The sequence below is a fragment of the Hyphomicrobium sp. LHD-15 genome, from assembly GCF_031157355.1.
Taxonomy (GTDB): Bacteria; Pseudomonadota; Alphaproteobacteria; order Rhizobiales; family Hyphomicrobiaceae; genus Hyphomicrobium_C.
Map to the genome: position 1 here is coordinate 147,064 of NZ_JAVIFT010000004.1, position 15,282 is coordinate 162,345.

Genomic DNA, 15,282 nt, shown 5'->3' on the forward strand with positions numbered 1-15,282 from the left:
CGTCCTCGCCTATCGCTGAGTAGCCTTCTCAGCGACCATGATCCATCCGATGGCGCCGGCTTCGGCACCGAAATGGGTGACCTTGAAGCCGCAGCGTTCGACGCATGCGGTTAGGAAGCGCGCGCTCCAGCCGCTCTCGAACCATCCGTACTTCCTAATGCAATAGACGGATAAGGGGTCGGTACGAAGACCCCAGTGCTTCCAGATGTCGTTGATCGGCTCACCCGCGAGCAACAGCTTTCCGCCGGGCTTCAACCTGCTATGGACGAGCGAAAGCGTCTCCCACGGCTTGATGGCATGGTGCAGGCATTCATAATAGAGGACGGCATCGTACAGCGTGTCGCCGGGGATGCTTTCAAAGCTACCGACGACCGCATCGACTTTGTGGCCGAGGCGGGCAGCCCGTCGGTTGACCAATTCGACGAACTTCGGATTGATATCGAGCCCCGTCGCGCGCAAACCGGAAAAGGCCATCAACTCGGTGCTGGTTCCCCAGCCACACCCCATGTCGAGAACGTGCGCGTCGATCCCCAACCCCGAATACTCAATGGCGCGGGCAACGCGCCCGATATGCACGGCGACGCCGTGGGGAGCATGATGCGCATAGGGGTTTGCGGCGGCGACGTGAACCTCCAGATCGAAGTCTGTCAGCTCGTTCTTTCCCTGATCGATCTCCCGCCCCGATATCTCGTGATAAACCGCAATCTGCTGGGCAACGTATTCTTCGCTAAACGGGTCCAGGTCTTGATTGACCTTCGTCGTCGGCGAGTAGGTCATGCCCTTCCAGAACTCCTCGACGGGCGGCGTCGCGGGCGGGCCAAGCTTGTCCGATTCCGAGATGAACCAATCGAGCTCGGCAGCCGTGATCGTCTTTGATTTTCCGTTTAGAAGAGACGCAATGACGGAGGAGAACGGTGTTGACCTGCGCGCTTTCTCAGGTGGATTGAGGGCATTATACTCCGGAGACGCCTTCAGGCTCTGCTCCAGAGCAGCGACTTCCTGGTGCAAAGACAAATGATGGCGAATGACATCCTCGCTTTCGGGCAAGCGATGGAGCAGCTTCTGGTAGGCCTCGACAACATCGCCGCGACTTATCATTGAGCGATCAGCCTCCCGTTGAGCCACCCCTGAACGCCATCCACCTGAATATTGGGACGGCCATCGGCCAAACCGAAGATGCAGGGCCGTTCCATCTCGAGCTTCCAGCCTTGGTCGAGCATGAACCGCATGATGTCGCCTTCGATAACGCGTGAGTGCGTACCGATTAGAGTTCTCCGCACGTAACGGTTGATTTCGTCAAAATTGGCCTTCAAGAAATCCGTTTCGCCGCCCTGGATGTCGATGTGCAGGAGGTCGATGGGACGGCCGCCGGCAAGCTCGGCGAGCGGATAGGCTTCGAGTACGTGATATCGGCCGGTACGCTCGGCCTCCGCGATTTGCTGCGATGTTGCATCGAAGATCGGTTCAGAGCCCCAGTGTTTTCCCGGCTCGGCGACCGGAAACAGTGCCTTCGAGCGCTTCGGCGCGGCAACGCCGTAAACGATCTTGAACTGATCGGGCGAAAAACCGTTTGCTGTGAGCGACTCGAGCGCAAAGCCGACATGCCCTTCGTCGCCCTCTATGCCAATAAGCTCCACTTTGAGCCCGCGACGCCGGGCCGCTGCGCCGGTATTGTTCAGCCAGCAACCCCAGCCGCAACCGAGCTCGACCACGCGAAAAGTCTCTTTCGCTGCATCGACAGCATGGAGCGCATAAGCCCACTCGGCGATGTCCGCATGCCAGTTTGCAGGAATCGGGATGGCCTCGATCGTCCCCTGCCTTCCGTCGAGGATCCCCGGAAAATATCGAGGGGAGACCTTCACGCCCAAGAAATTCGTGACGTATTCGGGATCCGGTCGCGCATCACCAACCGCGTGCCGCTGCATCACAGCGATGGCATCGAAGGAGGAATTGTAATGGTAAAAGGGGCTTCTTTCGAGCGACGGTACGACAGTTTGAACGGGGAGGCGTTGCGCCAATGTGGCGACAATTTTTCCCTTAAAGGCGGCTATTCGATTCCAAACATTCGTCATGCACGAAGATCCAAATGGGGCGATCGATGTTATCGCGCGGTCTCGTCTACACGCCGCGGATACCCCCGACAAGCATCCCGCCGTCATGTGGCCCGTTCGGAGGCCGGCCTAAAAGGGCATATCGAAATGAGCAAGCGCAGAGGCCGCCTTACTTGCGCCGCGCGCTATACCCATCAAGCTAACGAATCTGCCCCCTCAGGGACATCCGTCAACAAAATTACTATTGTTCTCCATAGGATATATACTAGTGGGTGAATCTGGAGACCACCTAGACCGCGTTTTAGACGCAGCTAGCATGAAACCTAAAGTGGGAGTTTCCCGCTGGGCTCGCGCAGCCTAAATGCTAAGGCTCGCGGTAGAAGGATTTCAAGATGTTCGTCTCCTACGCGCAAAATTTCGAGGATGTTCTGCTCTGGCGCGCCCTCAAGGATGTGAAAGACGGCTTTTACATCGACGTGGGCGCGCAAGATCCTGTCACCGACTCGGTCAGTTTCGCCTTCTACGAGCGTGGTTGGCGCGGCCTGCATGTCGAGCCGGTGCCGATGTATGCCGAGAAGCTCCGCGCTTCCCGCCCCGAGGAGGAAGTGGTGCAGGCGGCGGTCTCGTGCGAGGAAGGCGCTCTGCCGTTTTTTGAAGTCACCGCTACGGGCCTTAGCACCGGGAAGGAAGCCGTCGCCAAACGGCACAGCGAAGGCGGCTTGGACGTCAACGAACTTCAGGTCCGCTCCGTCCGACTTTCAACCCTCCTTGATCAATACATCGACAAAGACATTCATTGGCTTAAGATCGATGTTGAGGAGATGGAGCGGGAGGTTATAACCAGTTGGTCGCCTTCTACTGTGCGCCCCTGGATTGTTGTAGTTGAAAGCACCCGGGCTCGCTCTCCGGAGCTTAATTATCTCGAATGGGAAGCAGAGATTCTCGCTCTCGGGTATGAGTTTGCATATTTCGATGGCCTTAATCGATTTTACGTCCATTCCGACCGATCTCACTTGAAATCTTTGCTTGAAGTTGGGCCGAATGTTTTCGATGATTTCGTGGTGGGGAAATCAACACCCTTTGCTTGGAAACTCAACGCAGACATTGCCGAGCTTGAGCGGCGTGAGGCAGAAGAGATGGCAAAAGTAGAGGAGCTGGCAAAGGCTGTCCAAGCTATGGCCGAGCGGGAAACCGCGGCCGCCTCTCTGGTCCGTGCAGCCGAGACTTGGCAAACCACCTGCTCGGCGCTTTCGAGCGAGCTGATAGGAAAAAACGAAACGATTGCCTCCCTCAGAGAGCAGCTAGAGAAATCGAACCAGAAAATTTCTGAGTTGGAGGCCTCTAATCGCGATCTGGTTTCAACGCTGGATGCTCAGGCGGCCTCTCTCTCGACGAGAAGCGACGAAATAGACAATCGCGATGCGCAAATTGCGTATCTCAACGAGATCGTAAAAGAAGTCTCTCTTCGCGTGTCGGAACTCGATCGACATATCGGCAGCATTCACGCTTCGACATCATGGCGCTTCACGGCCCCTCTTCGGGCGGCTATGAAGGGGAGGCGTTCGCTGCAAAGCCGTCTGCGGGAGCACTCTCGCGACCTGCTCAACCGTTCGATCGGATGGACGGCCGAGAAGCCTCAGATTAAGTTTGTGGCCAAGAGCGTCATTCGGATGCTTCCCCCTCTCGACCGGAGAGTACGCGCCGTCGCTCTGTCACGCGGATACATTACTGCTGCGGTGCCCTCCGTGCACGGGCAATGGAAGATGGAGCCCGACCCCGTTGTGCTGGACGATTGGGAAGCCCTGTTGGGAGCTTCTTGGAAAAAGCGGAATTGATAAAGTATGCGTCTTTGGGTTGATGGTCAGTGTTTTCAAACTGCGAGTAGATTAAGAGGCATCGGGCGCTATGTTCATGAGTTCACTCGGTGCATCGTTGAAAATCATCCCGAAGTCGAACTCCTCATTTCCTTCAATGCGGCTATGGGCGAAGCTGCAATCGAAGCCAGGGACGTGGTTTCGGGCTGGATAAAGGCTGAAAACATTTATGTCTGGCACGGCGCTTCCGAGGCTGGCGAGACAATCGAGGGGCATTCAACCAATCGGCAGCTTAGCCATATCGCACTCGCGCATCATGTAAATTGCCTCAAGCCGAATGTTGCACTGTCTACCAGCCCGTTCGAAGGCTTCAACGATATCGCCGTACCCTTGCTGCCGGGCCCGTTCTGTGCGGTTCCGATTGCATCCATTTTCTACGACGCCATTCCGCTGCATTTTCCCGAACGGTATTTGGCGGACACGCATACACTCGCCTGCTACAAACGCCGGTTGGCCGCTTTCGGCGATTTCTCTGCCAACCTCTGCATCTCCGAATTCTCGAGGAACGAACTCCTGGAGCGACACCCGCATGCAAATGCGGTGAACATTGTCGCCGGCGTATCAAGCGAGCTCAGCACATCGCTGAATGAGCGGGAGCTGACGGATTCCCAACAGAAGTACGGCTCCTATGTGCTTTACGTCGGCGGGCTGGACTGGCGGAAGAACGTCGGGCTTATCATCGATGCGTTTGCATTGCTGCCATCGACGCTTCGCAATCGCTACAAGCTCGTGCTGGCTGGAGACCACCCAAAGGGTCTTGTCTCGCAGCTGATTTCGCAATGGAATAAGTACAACCTGCTGCCAGACAACCTAGTCTGCGTAGGGCATGTATCAGAACAGGAGCTGGCATCCCTTTACAAGGGTGCATTGGCGCTGGTGCAGCCCTCGTTCATGGAAGGCTTTGGGCTTACGGCGCTCGAGGCCATTACCTGTGGCACACCGGCACTTGCCGCCAGAGCTGGCGCGCTTCCCGAAGTGGTTGGCGACGAAGCCGCGCTGTTTGATCCTTCGTCTTCGCAGCAGCTTTCGGCACTCCTTTACAAGCTGATGGTCGACACCTCGTTTCGCCAGCAGTTGCTCGCAAGGGGAGCCGAGCAAGCGAGCCGGTTCAGTTGGACAAAGAGCGCGTCCATTGCGCTCGAAGCTCTCAAAAAAATTGCCGCAGACAACACCGCGCTCCCGGACAAGGAGATCTCCAGGCAACGGATTGCTCGCGAATGGCAACTGACAAAATCGCAACTTCCCTTGGCTGCGCGAACCCTGTCTCTGGCCGAACCTCTTGAGCAAGAATCGCCGCGCCTAATCGTGGATGCGACATCGACGACCCTTGTCGACCATGCCACGGGGATCCAGCGGGTCGTCAAGAACATCTGCCGCGAGTTCGCCCGGCAGGACACTCCGGATGGCAACAAGATCATCTCTTATTGCGTCGATGAAAATGGTTGGCTCGATACCGGGGGGAAGCTTAGGCCTCCAACCTCCATCGAGCCGACCAGTCGCGTCCGCTTTCGCAACAGCGATACCATTCTCATGCTCGACAGCTCCTGGGAGCTCTATCAATGGCATGGGACTTATCTGTGCGGTTTCCGCATAAGAGGCATGGAGATCGTGTCCTGTCTCTACGATATGGTTCCGTTGCGCACGCCCGCCTTCTGCGACCCCAACATGCCGGTGATTTTCAGCCAATGGTTCCGATCGGCACTCACCCATTCGACCGGCTTCGTCTGTATCTCTCGCGCCGTCGCCGACGAACTCTATGCAATGCTCGAGGCCGTTTCCTTTCCCCACCGCATGAAGATCGGATACTGGCAGCTGGGGGCGGACTTCGTCGGCGGAGGTTCTGACGGTCCGGCCGACGCGCTACAACAAACCAAGCCGGCGAAGCTGCGTCCGGTTGTCTTGATGGTGGGAACACTCGAACCACGAAAAGGGCATCGCGTTGCGCTGGATGCGTTCGAGTCCCTTTGGCTTGCCGGCGTGGATGTCGAGCTCGTGATCGTGGGCAAGAAGGGATGGGGCGTCCAGGCGCTCGCGGACCGAATACGCGGGCATCCGGAGTACGGGCGCCACCTCGTGTGGCATGAGGGCATCGACGACGCGACCCTGCGCGGGCTTTATGAGAGCTGCGATGTGCTGCTCGCTGCATCCTTCGCCGAAGGATTTGGCTTGCCCATCGTGGAGGCCGGGTATTTCGGAAAACCCCTGATTGCGAGCGATCTCCCGGTTTTTCGCGAGGTCGCGAAGGGGGCTGTCTCGGCGCGTTTCTTCAAAACAGGATCTGCCGAGGATCTTGCCGATGCGGTTCGCGACTTCTTGGCGGAGGCTGATGCCCGGCACGAAAATCTGCCCCGCTCGAAATGGCCGAACTGGCGCGAAAGCGCCGATCAGCTCGACGATGTCGTTCTGGGCGGGAATTGGTACCGGGTCTACGAACCACGCGAGCAAAAGGACTACGTCGCGTTCGGTGATCTCGGTCGGATACGCATGGAGACTCCATTGGAGCCTTCCGAGCGTGTCCATGCGCTCCGCCTCGTCGAAGGCCCTGTGTCCGAAGACAATGGCAGCACGCTCAAGTTCATCGTCGGTGTCACCAACCTGTCATCGAAGATTTGGTCCAGCGACGGCAGGCCAGACGGCAATTTCCGCGTTGCTCTGAGCTATCACATCCTGACCGGCAACGGGAAGATGCTACAGTTCGATAATCCGAGGGTCCATATTCCCTTCGTCCACTTGCCCGGCGATGTGCACTACATGGCTCTTGCGGTGCCGGCCGACTGGAAGGCGCGTGGCGCCCGCTATGTCGATATCGAAATGTTACAGGAAGGCGTGGCTTGGTTCGGAAAGCCGCTGCGCGTGGCACTGTAGAACCGACGCCGGCCCCAAAGCTGGCAACAGAGATCGCGGTGAACTAAGATTGCAGTTGCGAGGGTCCCCTGACGAGCGGGCCCATAAGGATCAACGGGCCTATGTTCGAGAGTTTGTGGAGATACCGGCACTTCATCAGTTCGTCGATCAAAGGGGATTTGCAGGGCCGCTTTGTCCGCTCTCGCTTCGGTGGCCTTTGGTTCATTCTACATCCGCTCGCCCAGGCGCTCATTTTTTCGCTCGTCCTTTCGGAGGTGCTCAAAGCTAAGCTTCCCGAAAACGATACGCCGGCAGCGTATCCGATCTACCTTCTGGCGGGCATGGCGGCATGGACATTGTTCAGCGACATTCTCACGCGCAGCATGAATGTCTTCATCGAACAAGCGCCCATCATGAAGAAGATCGCGTTCCCCCGGCTATGCTTGCCGCTCATCGTCGGCGGCAGCACGCTGATCACCCATCTCCTCCTGCTCGCTGCGATCTTTGTGATTTTCATCTTCTTCGGTCACGCGCCCGGCCTCACGTTGATCCTTCTCCCGCTGGGCATACTCTTGATCGCTGCGCTCGGTTTTGGCCTGGGCGTGATACTAGGAGTGATCAACGTCTTCATCCGCGATACGGCGCAGGTCATGACGATCGCGTTGCAGTTGTTGTATTGGATGACCCCCATTGTTTATCCGATCAACATCGTGCCCGAGCAGTACCGCTTCATTGTTGAGCTCAACCCCCTCACGCCTTTGATCGGTCTCTACCAGGATGCTCTTCTCTTCGATCGTTGGCCTGATCCGGCCACGCTGATATGGCCAACCGCGCTCGGAATTCTATGCGTCGCTTTCGCATTTGTTTTCTTCCGCCGGGCAAGCCCCGAACTGCTTGATGTGCTCTGACAATGACCGTGCTTACCGTCCGTGACCTATCCAAGCGCTACGCAACATACGCGAGCAATCTCGAGAGATTTGCCGGATGGTTTGGCGCACCCGTCGAGCTTCGCGAGGAGTTCTGGCCGGTCCGGAACATTTCGTTTTCGCTATCGGCCGGACAGGCGGTCGGCCTCATCGGGCAGAATGGCGCCGGCAAGAGCACACTCCTGAAGCTCATCACAGGAACCGTGCGGCCGACCTCGGGGGAGGTTTACATCGCCGGCCAGATCCGAGCGATCCTCGAACTCGGGCTCGGGTTCAATCCCGAGTTCACGGGGCGGCAGAATATCTTTCACGCCGGCGGTCTCATGGGGCTATCGCACGCTCGACTCGCGGAGCTGATGCCGCAGATCGAAGACTTTGCGGAGATCGGCAGCTACTTCGACCAACCGGTTCGAACCTATTCGAGCGGTATGCAGGCAAGGCTGGCGTTTGCGCTCGCGACGGCCGAAAGACCGGACGTGCTGATCGTCGACGAGGTGCTGGCTGTCGGGGACAGCTATTTCCAGCACAAGAGCTTCGATCGCATCCGCAGTTTCAAGGACGAAGGAACGGCGATCATTCTGGTTACCCACGGCCTCGGGGATGTTCGGGCCCTGTGCGATCGGGTGTTGTTGCTCGACAAGGGGCAGGTTCTTAAAGACGGGGATCCGGACGAGGTTATCGACTACTACAATGCGATCATCGCCGCGAAAGAGAACGCGAAGCTCACGGTCGAGCAGCGGCGCCAGAAAAATGGCTGGCTATTCACGAGATCAGGCACGCTGCAGGTGCGTGTCGCGTCGCTCGAACTTCTCGATGCCGATAGCCACGAGCCGGTGCATGTCGCGCGCGTCGGCCAGCGTCTCCGCCTTCGACTTGTCGCCAAAGCGGATGTCGACATCCCGCGTCTGGTTCTCGGCTACATGCTGCGGGACAGAACGGGGCATGTCGTTTGGGGAACCAACACGTGGCACACACGCCAGACCCTCGAAAACATCAAGGCGGGTGATGAAATCGCATTCGATCTCTCTCTGACCTGCGCCTTGGGGCCAGGCTCCTACTCGTTCACGCCCGCGCTTACGAACGCCGACAGTCATCTCGACGCGAACTACGATTGGCAGGATAACGCGCTGGTATTCGATGTCGTCAATACTGACCGTAGCTTCTTCCTCGGCACGGCGGCGCTCGACACAGAATTCACGATCAACGGACCTAACCAATGAACGAACTGGAACGCGCCGTCATGACGATCAGTTGTGACGACTGTGCTGGCATTCCAAAGGTTCAGGAGGCAGGCCGGATTCTCGATACCTCGGATGGTCTCGTTCAAATCATGCACAATGGTTTGAAGGTGCGGGCCGGCGGATACTACGGCGATTGGATGGCCCATATCATTCGCGGGCTGCGCGGCCACCACGAGCCTCAGGAAGAGCTCGCATTCCATCATCTCTTGAAATACGTGCGCCACAACTCGCTCGTGGTCGAGCTGGGTGCGTTCTGGTCCTACTATACGCTCTGGTACTTGCACGACGTGCCGAACAGCTCGGCAATCTGCGTCGAGCCCGATCCCAGCAATATCGAAGTCGGCAAAGACAACGCGCGTCTCAATCATCTTGAGGACCGCATCCGTTTTCATGAGGCTTGGATCGGCGCTCAGAGCCTCGACAGCCTTGAACTGCGCTGTGAATCCACGAACACTCAGCGCCTGCTACCTTGCCTCGACATGGCGGCGGTCGCAAATCTCGCCGACAACCGGATAATCGAGCTCCTGCACATCGATGCACAAGGCGCGGAGCTGCCTTTCATTCTCTCGATGGTGCCGCAGGTACAGCAGAGACTTGTGCGCTTCATCGTCGTGTCGACGCACCACAGCAGCATTTCCGGTTCGCCGACGACGCACACCGATTGCCGGGATGCCCTGCTAAACCTTGGGGCCATCATCCTCTCCGAGCATGACGTCCAGCAATCGTTCAGCGGGGATGGATTGATCGTGGCCAGCTTTTTCGCCGAAGACCAGCGGATCCAACTGCCTCATCTGTCTCTGAACAGTCCTCACCTGTCGATGTTTCCCGAACCGTGACCGGTGACGTATGCCGCTCCACCAGTGCGCGCTCGCTTTTCTCGCTGCATGACCACTTTGAATATGCTCAATAAAGATAATTCCTTTGTTTCGGCAATTGCCGTCCTTCCGGGGCGTGGACCGAGACGCGCTCCGTCGCGACGCGGCACGCCGCTTTCGAGAACGACGCCGCCAAAATTGATACAACTTGACGTCCAGGCTTTTCCTATCTTAGGGCTGAGTTCCATAACGACTCCGCACAGAAAATAGGTCCCATGGTCGGTAGCTGGCGTTCGTGGCTGATCGAACTGCCGCGCTATTTCAAGCGCGCCGTCCTAGCCTTGATAGACTTCTTCCTGGCCAGCGCCGCACTGTGGGTCGCGCTGTCGATTCGCTACGGCCAATACTTCGTCCCTTCCAGCCTCGGCCAGCTCGGCCTGCTGCTCAGCGGCCCGCTGATCACCCTTCTCGTTCTTTGGCGGATCGGCCTCTACCGGCTCGTCACGCGCTTCATCGGCTATCGCGGCACCCTGCAAATCATTGCGGGTGTCGGCTTTGCTGTACTCGTCTGGTCGCTGCTCGTCTTCATGGTGGGGCAGCTCGGTGTCCCGCGGTCCGTCATCCTCACTTATGCGGCCTTGAGCGCGGCGCTGCTTTCCTTGTTGCGATATGCGATCGGCATCGTTCTCGACAGCGCCGGAATTCCCTATCCCGCAAGCAAGCCCGAAATCGCCCCGAAATCGGCCATCATCTACGGAGCTGGGCCGATGGGCATCGCCTTGCTGCAGGCCATGAGACGGGCGGGCGACCGAAAGGTCGTGGCTTTCGTCGACACGGCGCCCACCATGTGGCGCCAGTACATAGGCGGACTGAAGGTTTACGCGCCCTCCAAGCTGACGCGGCTGATCGAACGCGAATCCGTCCGCGAGATTCTCGTGGCTGTCCCCGAAGCCAGGCCGCGCCGGAAAATTCTGCACGAACTCGAGCAGCATCCCGTCGAAGTGAAGGTACTTCCCGCCTATGAGGACATCGCTTCCGGCCGGGTTCGCCTCTCCGACTTGCGTCCGGTGGACGTTACCGATCTGCTCGGGCGCGATCCGGTCGAACCAAACCCGGAGCTGCTTCGCCGCAACATATCGGGCAAGGCCGTCCTGTTGACCGGCGCGGGCGGCTCGATCGGCTCAGAGCTCGTCCGGCAGGTGCTGCACCTCGATCCGCGTCTCGTCGTGTTGCTCGATGTATCCGAGGTCGCGCTCTACCAGGTCGAGCTCGAAGTCCGCGACCGTCTCAGCGAAATGCAGAGGACCGATCGGATCCCCAAAGTCAAAGCGGTTCTGGGATCGGTTCTCGACGAGGCCCTCATCAGCGATGTGGTCCGGTCCAACGGCATCGAAACGATTTTTCATGCCGCGGCCTACAAGCACGTTCCGATGGTCGAGAGAAATCCGATTTCGGGAGTCGAGAACAACGTGTTCGGCACGCAGGCCCTCGTCAACGCCGCGCTGAAGCACGGTGTCGAACGCATGGTGCTGATATCGACCGACAAGGCCGTGCGCCCGACCAACGTCATGGGGGCGAGCAAGCGGCTCTCCGAACTCATTCTGCAAGCCGCTGCATCGGAGCAAAACCGGACCGTCTTTGCGATGGTCCGCTTCGGCAACGTGCTGGACAGCTCCGGCTCGGTCATCCGCCGCTTTCGCCAGCAGATCCAGGCGGGCGGGCCGATCACCGTTACGCATCCCGAGGTCACGCGCTATTTCATGTCGATCCCGGAAGCCGCCTCTCTCGTCATCCAAGCCGGCGCGATGGCAAACGGCGGCGAAGTGTTCGTTCTCGATATGGGAGAATCCGTCAAGATCGACAAACTGGCGCGCCAGCTAATCCGTCTTTCGGGGCTTGAGGTTCGCGACGACACCAATCCTCTTGGCGATATCGCGATCTCCTACATCGGCCTCCGACCCGGTGAGAAGCTTTACGAAGAGCTTTTGATCGGCGCGCAGACGTCGCATACGGAGCATCCCCGCATTCAAAAATCCGACGAGCCGTTTCTGCCGTCGTCGGCACTCGGCGTCGAGCTGATCGACCTCAAGGCCGCCTTGACCGCTCGCGACGGAAATGCGGTTCGTGCCATTCTCCTGCGCTCGGTCGAGGGATATGAACCCCACATCGAAGAGCCGGCAACGGCTCTGCATCCACAAGAAATCTCGGCACCGCTCCTCCCGTAAAATCGGGTTTTTCGGGCGCTTCAGGGACATTCGCCGCAGGACCGGAGCGCTTCACGGCCGCGTGCTTGACAGCCTTCGGCGGGGGTGATCAGTAGCGTTCAGAAGCGTATTCGGGGACCGTGGGGCCGGCCCCATCGAGCGTGTTCTTTGTCTCCTCCACTCAAGCTCTCCCTGTTCGGGGCCGTTCGCTGACAAAGGCTTCTCAATGCGACCAGAACACGTAGCACAGGCCCTGGATCGAGCCCGCAACATCGTCGATCAGGAAATGGAAGCGCTCGCCCTTTTGCGGGAAAGCTTCGATGACAGCCTGATCAAGGCCGTCAGCCTCGTTCACGCGTGCAAGGGGCGGTTCATCGTCACCGGTGTCGGCAAGTCGGGACACATCGGGGCCAAGCTGGCCGCAACGTTCGCCTCAACCGGCACGCCCTCCTTCTTCCTGCATGCTGCCGAAGCCTCGCACGGCGATCTCGGCATGATCACCAGCCAGGATGTGGTGCTCGCAATCTCCAACTCGGGCATGACCAAAGAGCTGTTTCCCGTGCTCGAGTTTTGCGTGACCAACGGCACCAAGGTCATCTGCATGACCTCGAACGATCAGAGCCGCCTCGCTCAGCAATCCGATATCTGCCTGCGGCTGCCGAAGGTGAAGGAGGTTTGCCCGAACAACCTCGCGCCGACGTCATCGGCCATCATCACGCTTGCCGCAGGGCATGTGCTCGCCGTGCTTCTCATGGAGCAGCGCTCGTTCCTGGATGCCGACTTCGGCAAGTTGCACCCAGGCGGGCGCCTCGGACTGCTGTTGTCCTCGGTGCGCCGCTATACGGAAGAGTTTCAGGATACCGTGCCGATGGTTCGCCCGAACGAGCTTTTGGGTCACGTCGTGATCCGGCTTGCAGAAGGCCAGCGCGGATGCGTGGTGGTGACCGAAGAGGGAACCAATCGCTTGATCGGGCTGATCACCGAAGGCGACCTTAGGCGCGCTTTCTCTCCCGACATGTTCAGCAAGTCGGCTCAAGCGATCATGACCACGCGACCAGTGACGGTCAGCGTCGAAGATCTCATGAGCACGGCCGTCTCGCTGATGAAGGAACGGCGGATCGCCAACGTGGTCGTCGTCGACGGTGATACGGTCGTCGACGTGCTGCACACGAAGGACCTGATGCAGCGCGGCTATATGTGAGCGGCCCCGCTCCTTTACCTCACGCCGTACCACGAGAAAGCCCCGGACCTTCGGCCCGAGGCTTTGAACTCTCTATCGACTATTTCGCAGATCAGGCCGCGACGGGCGCAGCAAGAGCGAGGTCGATCTTTTCCTTCAGAACCTTTTCGTTGAACGGCTTGATGATGTAGCCGCTCACGCCGGCGCTCTTGGCGGCGTTGATGTTGTCCTGCTTCGATTCCGCAGTGACGAGAATGAAAGGCGTCTTGCTCATTTCAGGATCGGCGCGAACGACCTTCAGCAGCTCGTAGCCCGTCATCGGCTCCATGTTCCAATCCGAGATAATCAGGCCGTACTGCTTGGCCTTGATCTTCTGGAGGGCAGCCTCACCGCTCGAGGCTTCATCGACGTTTTCGAATCCGATCTGCTTCAGAAGCTTGCGAATAATCCGCACCATGGTGCTGTAATCGTCCACGACGAGTACAGGCATGTTGTTAACGCTCATAACCCTATCCCCTTCAAACCCATATCATGCACACGTGGTCCTCTAGGCGCGGACCTTGTACGCAGCTAACTCCGTCGATGTCTGCAAAGTATGCCCGTAGATTGCTTGCAATAGTATTAATAGCGATCCTTGGAAGAGGCCGAGTCCGTCCGTATTTGTTGTAATTTTTCAGCGCTTGCCCGTAACGGAATCGCAACCAATCTCGATTAACTATCTCCTTTAAAGAAGACCAATGGGCACCTGGGGCCCGTCGCGAGCCGCTTCCGAAGCCCGGCGCGCAAACGCTCCAGAAGCCGTCGAGGAAGCATCGAGATATGTCCGCACCTCTCATTCGTGTTCTGGTCGTGGACGACTCCCCCTTCATGCGGGGCGTTCTACCTCCCAAGATCGAGTCCGACCCGCGGTTCAAAGTTATAGGAACGGCGTCCAATGGACGTGAGGCGGTCGAAAAGACCCTCGCGCTTTCTCCGGATGTCGTGACGCTCGACATCGACATGCCGATCATGAACGGCATCGATGCGCTGAAGGAGATCGTGCGCCAAAGCACATCTTCCGTGATCATGCTCAGCGCGCGAACCGAGCAGGGCGCGGCCATTACGCTCGAAGCGCTGGCGCTCGGTGCCGTCGATTTCATTCCGAAATCCCGCGGCGTCGATCGCATCCACGAAAAACTTCTGGCTGCCGTCGAAGCCCGGATTCAGAAAACACGCGCCTCGACTCAGCGGCCCGCGCTTGCTCGCCCCATGGCTCCTTCGCGCGCGGCAGGCGGAGCCCGCGTTACGGCCAAAATCTGCATCATCGGTTCCAGCACCGGAGGCCCGCAGGCGCTCCAGACCGTGCTTTCGCAGTTCCCCGACAATCTACCCGTTCCGGTGGTGATTGCTCAGCATATGCCGCCCAACTTCACGAAGGCCTTGGCGCAACGGCTCAACGACACGTGCAAGCCCACTGTCGTCGAGGCTGCCGACGGCATGCCGCTTACGAAGGGCACCGTCTATATTTCACCCGGTGGCATGCAAACCAGGGTCTCCGCCAGCGAGCTCAAGGTGGCCGCCGATCAGGGCGAAAGCCTCTATAAGCCCTCAGTCGACGTGCTTACCGAGAGCGCGCGGGCTGCGTTCGGAAAGAACGTTCTGGGCGTGATGCTCACCGGCATGGGTGCCGACGGCGCGATTGAATTTGCAAAGCTGCGGAAGCTCGGAGGCTATAATATCTCGCAGGACCAGGCTTCGTGCGTGGTCTACGGCATGCCGCGCTCGCTTGTCGAGCATGGCGGCGCCGACGAGGTGCTTCCGTTGGATCAGATCGGCGCGCGGGTGCGGTCGGCGCTTGGGTGCTAGGTTAGCGCATCGCGTTAGATCGCGACGTCGTCGTCCTCGAAATCGCAGAGTTCCGTTTCGCCCGAAAGCAGCGACAGAATGAGCGCGTGGCTCTTGTTGGCCGCGCCGAGCTTGCGCTTGATGTTCTCGATATGCACGCGCACGGTGTTGGGACTGATGTCCAACTTCTGCGCGACTTCCTTCTCGGAATTGCCGCGGCCGCTCAACACGAGGCAATCGCGCTCGCGCCTCGTCAGCAGCTCTCTGCGCTTGGGTACGGATATCGAAATTTCTTCTTGAAGTGTCGTCACGCGTCCCGCCCC

At 58.7% G+C, this 15,282-nt stretch carries 12 protein-coding genes; 8 read left to right on the forward strand and 4 right to left on the reverse strand.

Annotated features, from left to right (window positions below; genetic code table 11):
• Positions 1-9: 9 nt before the first annotated feature.
• Both RCO24_RS14165 and RCO24_RS14170 read right to left on the reverse strand, forming a co-directional pair.
• Positions 10-1,098, reverse strand: a complete 1,089-nt coding sequence (locus tag RCO24_RS14165; RefSeq protein WP_308962988.1) for a class I SAM-dependent methyltransferase — start codon at positions 1,096-1,098, stop codon at positions 10-12.
• Positions 1,095-1,862: an FkbM family methyltransferase gene (locus tag RCO24_RS14170; protein ID WP_308962990.1), complete on the reverse strand. Its 768-nt coding sequence runs from the start codon at positions 1,860-1,862 to the stop codon at positions 1,095-1,097. The genes RCO24_RS14165 and RCO24_RS14170 overlap by 4 nt, the downstream gene beginning before the upstream one ends.
• A gap of 581 nt (positions 1,863-2,443) precedes the next feature.
• Between RCO24_RS14170 and RCO24_RS14175 the strand changes: the two genes are divergently transcribed.
• From RCO24_RS14175 to RCO24_RS14205, 7 genes are all read left to right on the forward strand, one after another.
• A complete protein-coding gene (locus tag RCO24_RS14175) occupies positions 2,444-3,886 on the forward strand; it encodes an FkbM family methyltransferase (RefSeq protein WP_308962992.1) in 1,443 nt (480 codons plus the stop codon).
• A 6-nt stretch (positions 3,887-3,892) separates the two neighbouring features.
• Entirely contained in the window at positions 3,893-6,790 is a 2,898-nt protein-coding gene (locus RCO24_RS14180; protein ID WP_308962994.1) for a glycosyltransferase family 1 protein, read from the forward strand.
• Positions 6,791-6,891: 101 nt separating this feature from the next.
• The gene (locus tag RCO24_RS14185) at positions 6,892-7,677 is read left to right on the forward strand and encodes an ABC transporter permease (protein WP_308962995.1); all 786 of its coding nucleotides are present in this window, start codon (positions 6,892-6,894) and stop codon (positions 7,675-7,677) included.
• A 2-nt stretch (positions 7,678-7,679) separates the two neighbouring features.
• On the forward strand, positions 7,680-8,915 hold the full coding sequence (locus RCO24_RS14190; RefSeq protein WP_308962997.1) for an ABC transporter ATP-binding protein: 1,236 nt from the start codon (positions 7,680-7,682) through the stop codon (positions 8,913-8,915).
• The gene (locus tag RCO24_RS14195) at positions 8,912-9,772 is read left to right on the forward strand and encodes an FkbM family methyltransferase (RefSeq protein WP_308962999.1); all 861 of its coding nucleotides are present in this window, start codon (positions 8,912-8,914) and stop codon (positions 9,770-9,772) included. Before RCO24_RS14190 ends, RCO24_RS14195 begins: the two co-directional genes overlap by 4 nt.
• A gap of 254 nt (positions 9,773-10,026) precedes the next feature.
• Entirely contained in the window at positions 10,027-11,976 is a 1,950-nt protein-coding gene (locus tag RCO24_RS14200; protein WP_308963000.1) for a nucleoside-diphosphate sugar epimerase/dehydratase, read from the forward strand.
• A 205-nt stretch (positions 11,977-12,181) separates the two neighbouring features.
• Entirely contained in the window at positions 12,182-13,156 is a 975-nt protein-coding gene (locus RCO24_RS14205; protein WP_308963001.1) for a KpsF/GutQ family sugar-phosphate isomerase, read from the forward strand.
• Positions 13,157-13,247: 91 nt separating this feature from the next.
• Here the strand turns inward: RCO24_RS14205 and RCO24_RS14210 are convergent, their stop codons facing one another.
• A complete protein-coding gene (locus RCO24_RS14210; protein WP_308963002.1) occupies positions 13,248-13,640 on the reverse strand; it encodes a response regulator in 393 nt (130 codons plus the stop codon).
• A gap of 314 nt (positions 13,641-13,954) precedes the next feature.
• On the opposite strand from RCO24_RS14210, the gene RCO24_RS14215 reads away from it, so the two are divergent.
• Positions 13,955-14,980 (forward strand): chemotaxis response regulator protein-glutamate methylesterase, encoded by a 1,026-nt coding sequence (locus tag RCO24_RS14215; protein WP_308963003.1) that lies wholly within the window; start codon positions 13,955-13,957, stop codon positions 14,978-14,980.
• Positions 14,981-14,994: 14 nt separating this feature from the next.
• On the opposite strand, the gene RCO24_RS14220 is transcribed toward RCO24_RS14215, so the two are convergent.
• Positions 14,995-15,270, reverse strand: a complete 276-nt coding sequence (locus RCO24_RS14220) for a helix-turn-helix transcriptional regulator (protein WP_308963005.1) — start codon at positions 15,268-15,270, stop codon at positions 14,995-14,997.
• Between the last annotated feature and the right edge of the window lie 12 nt (positions 15,271-15,282).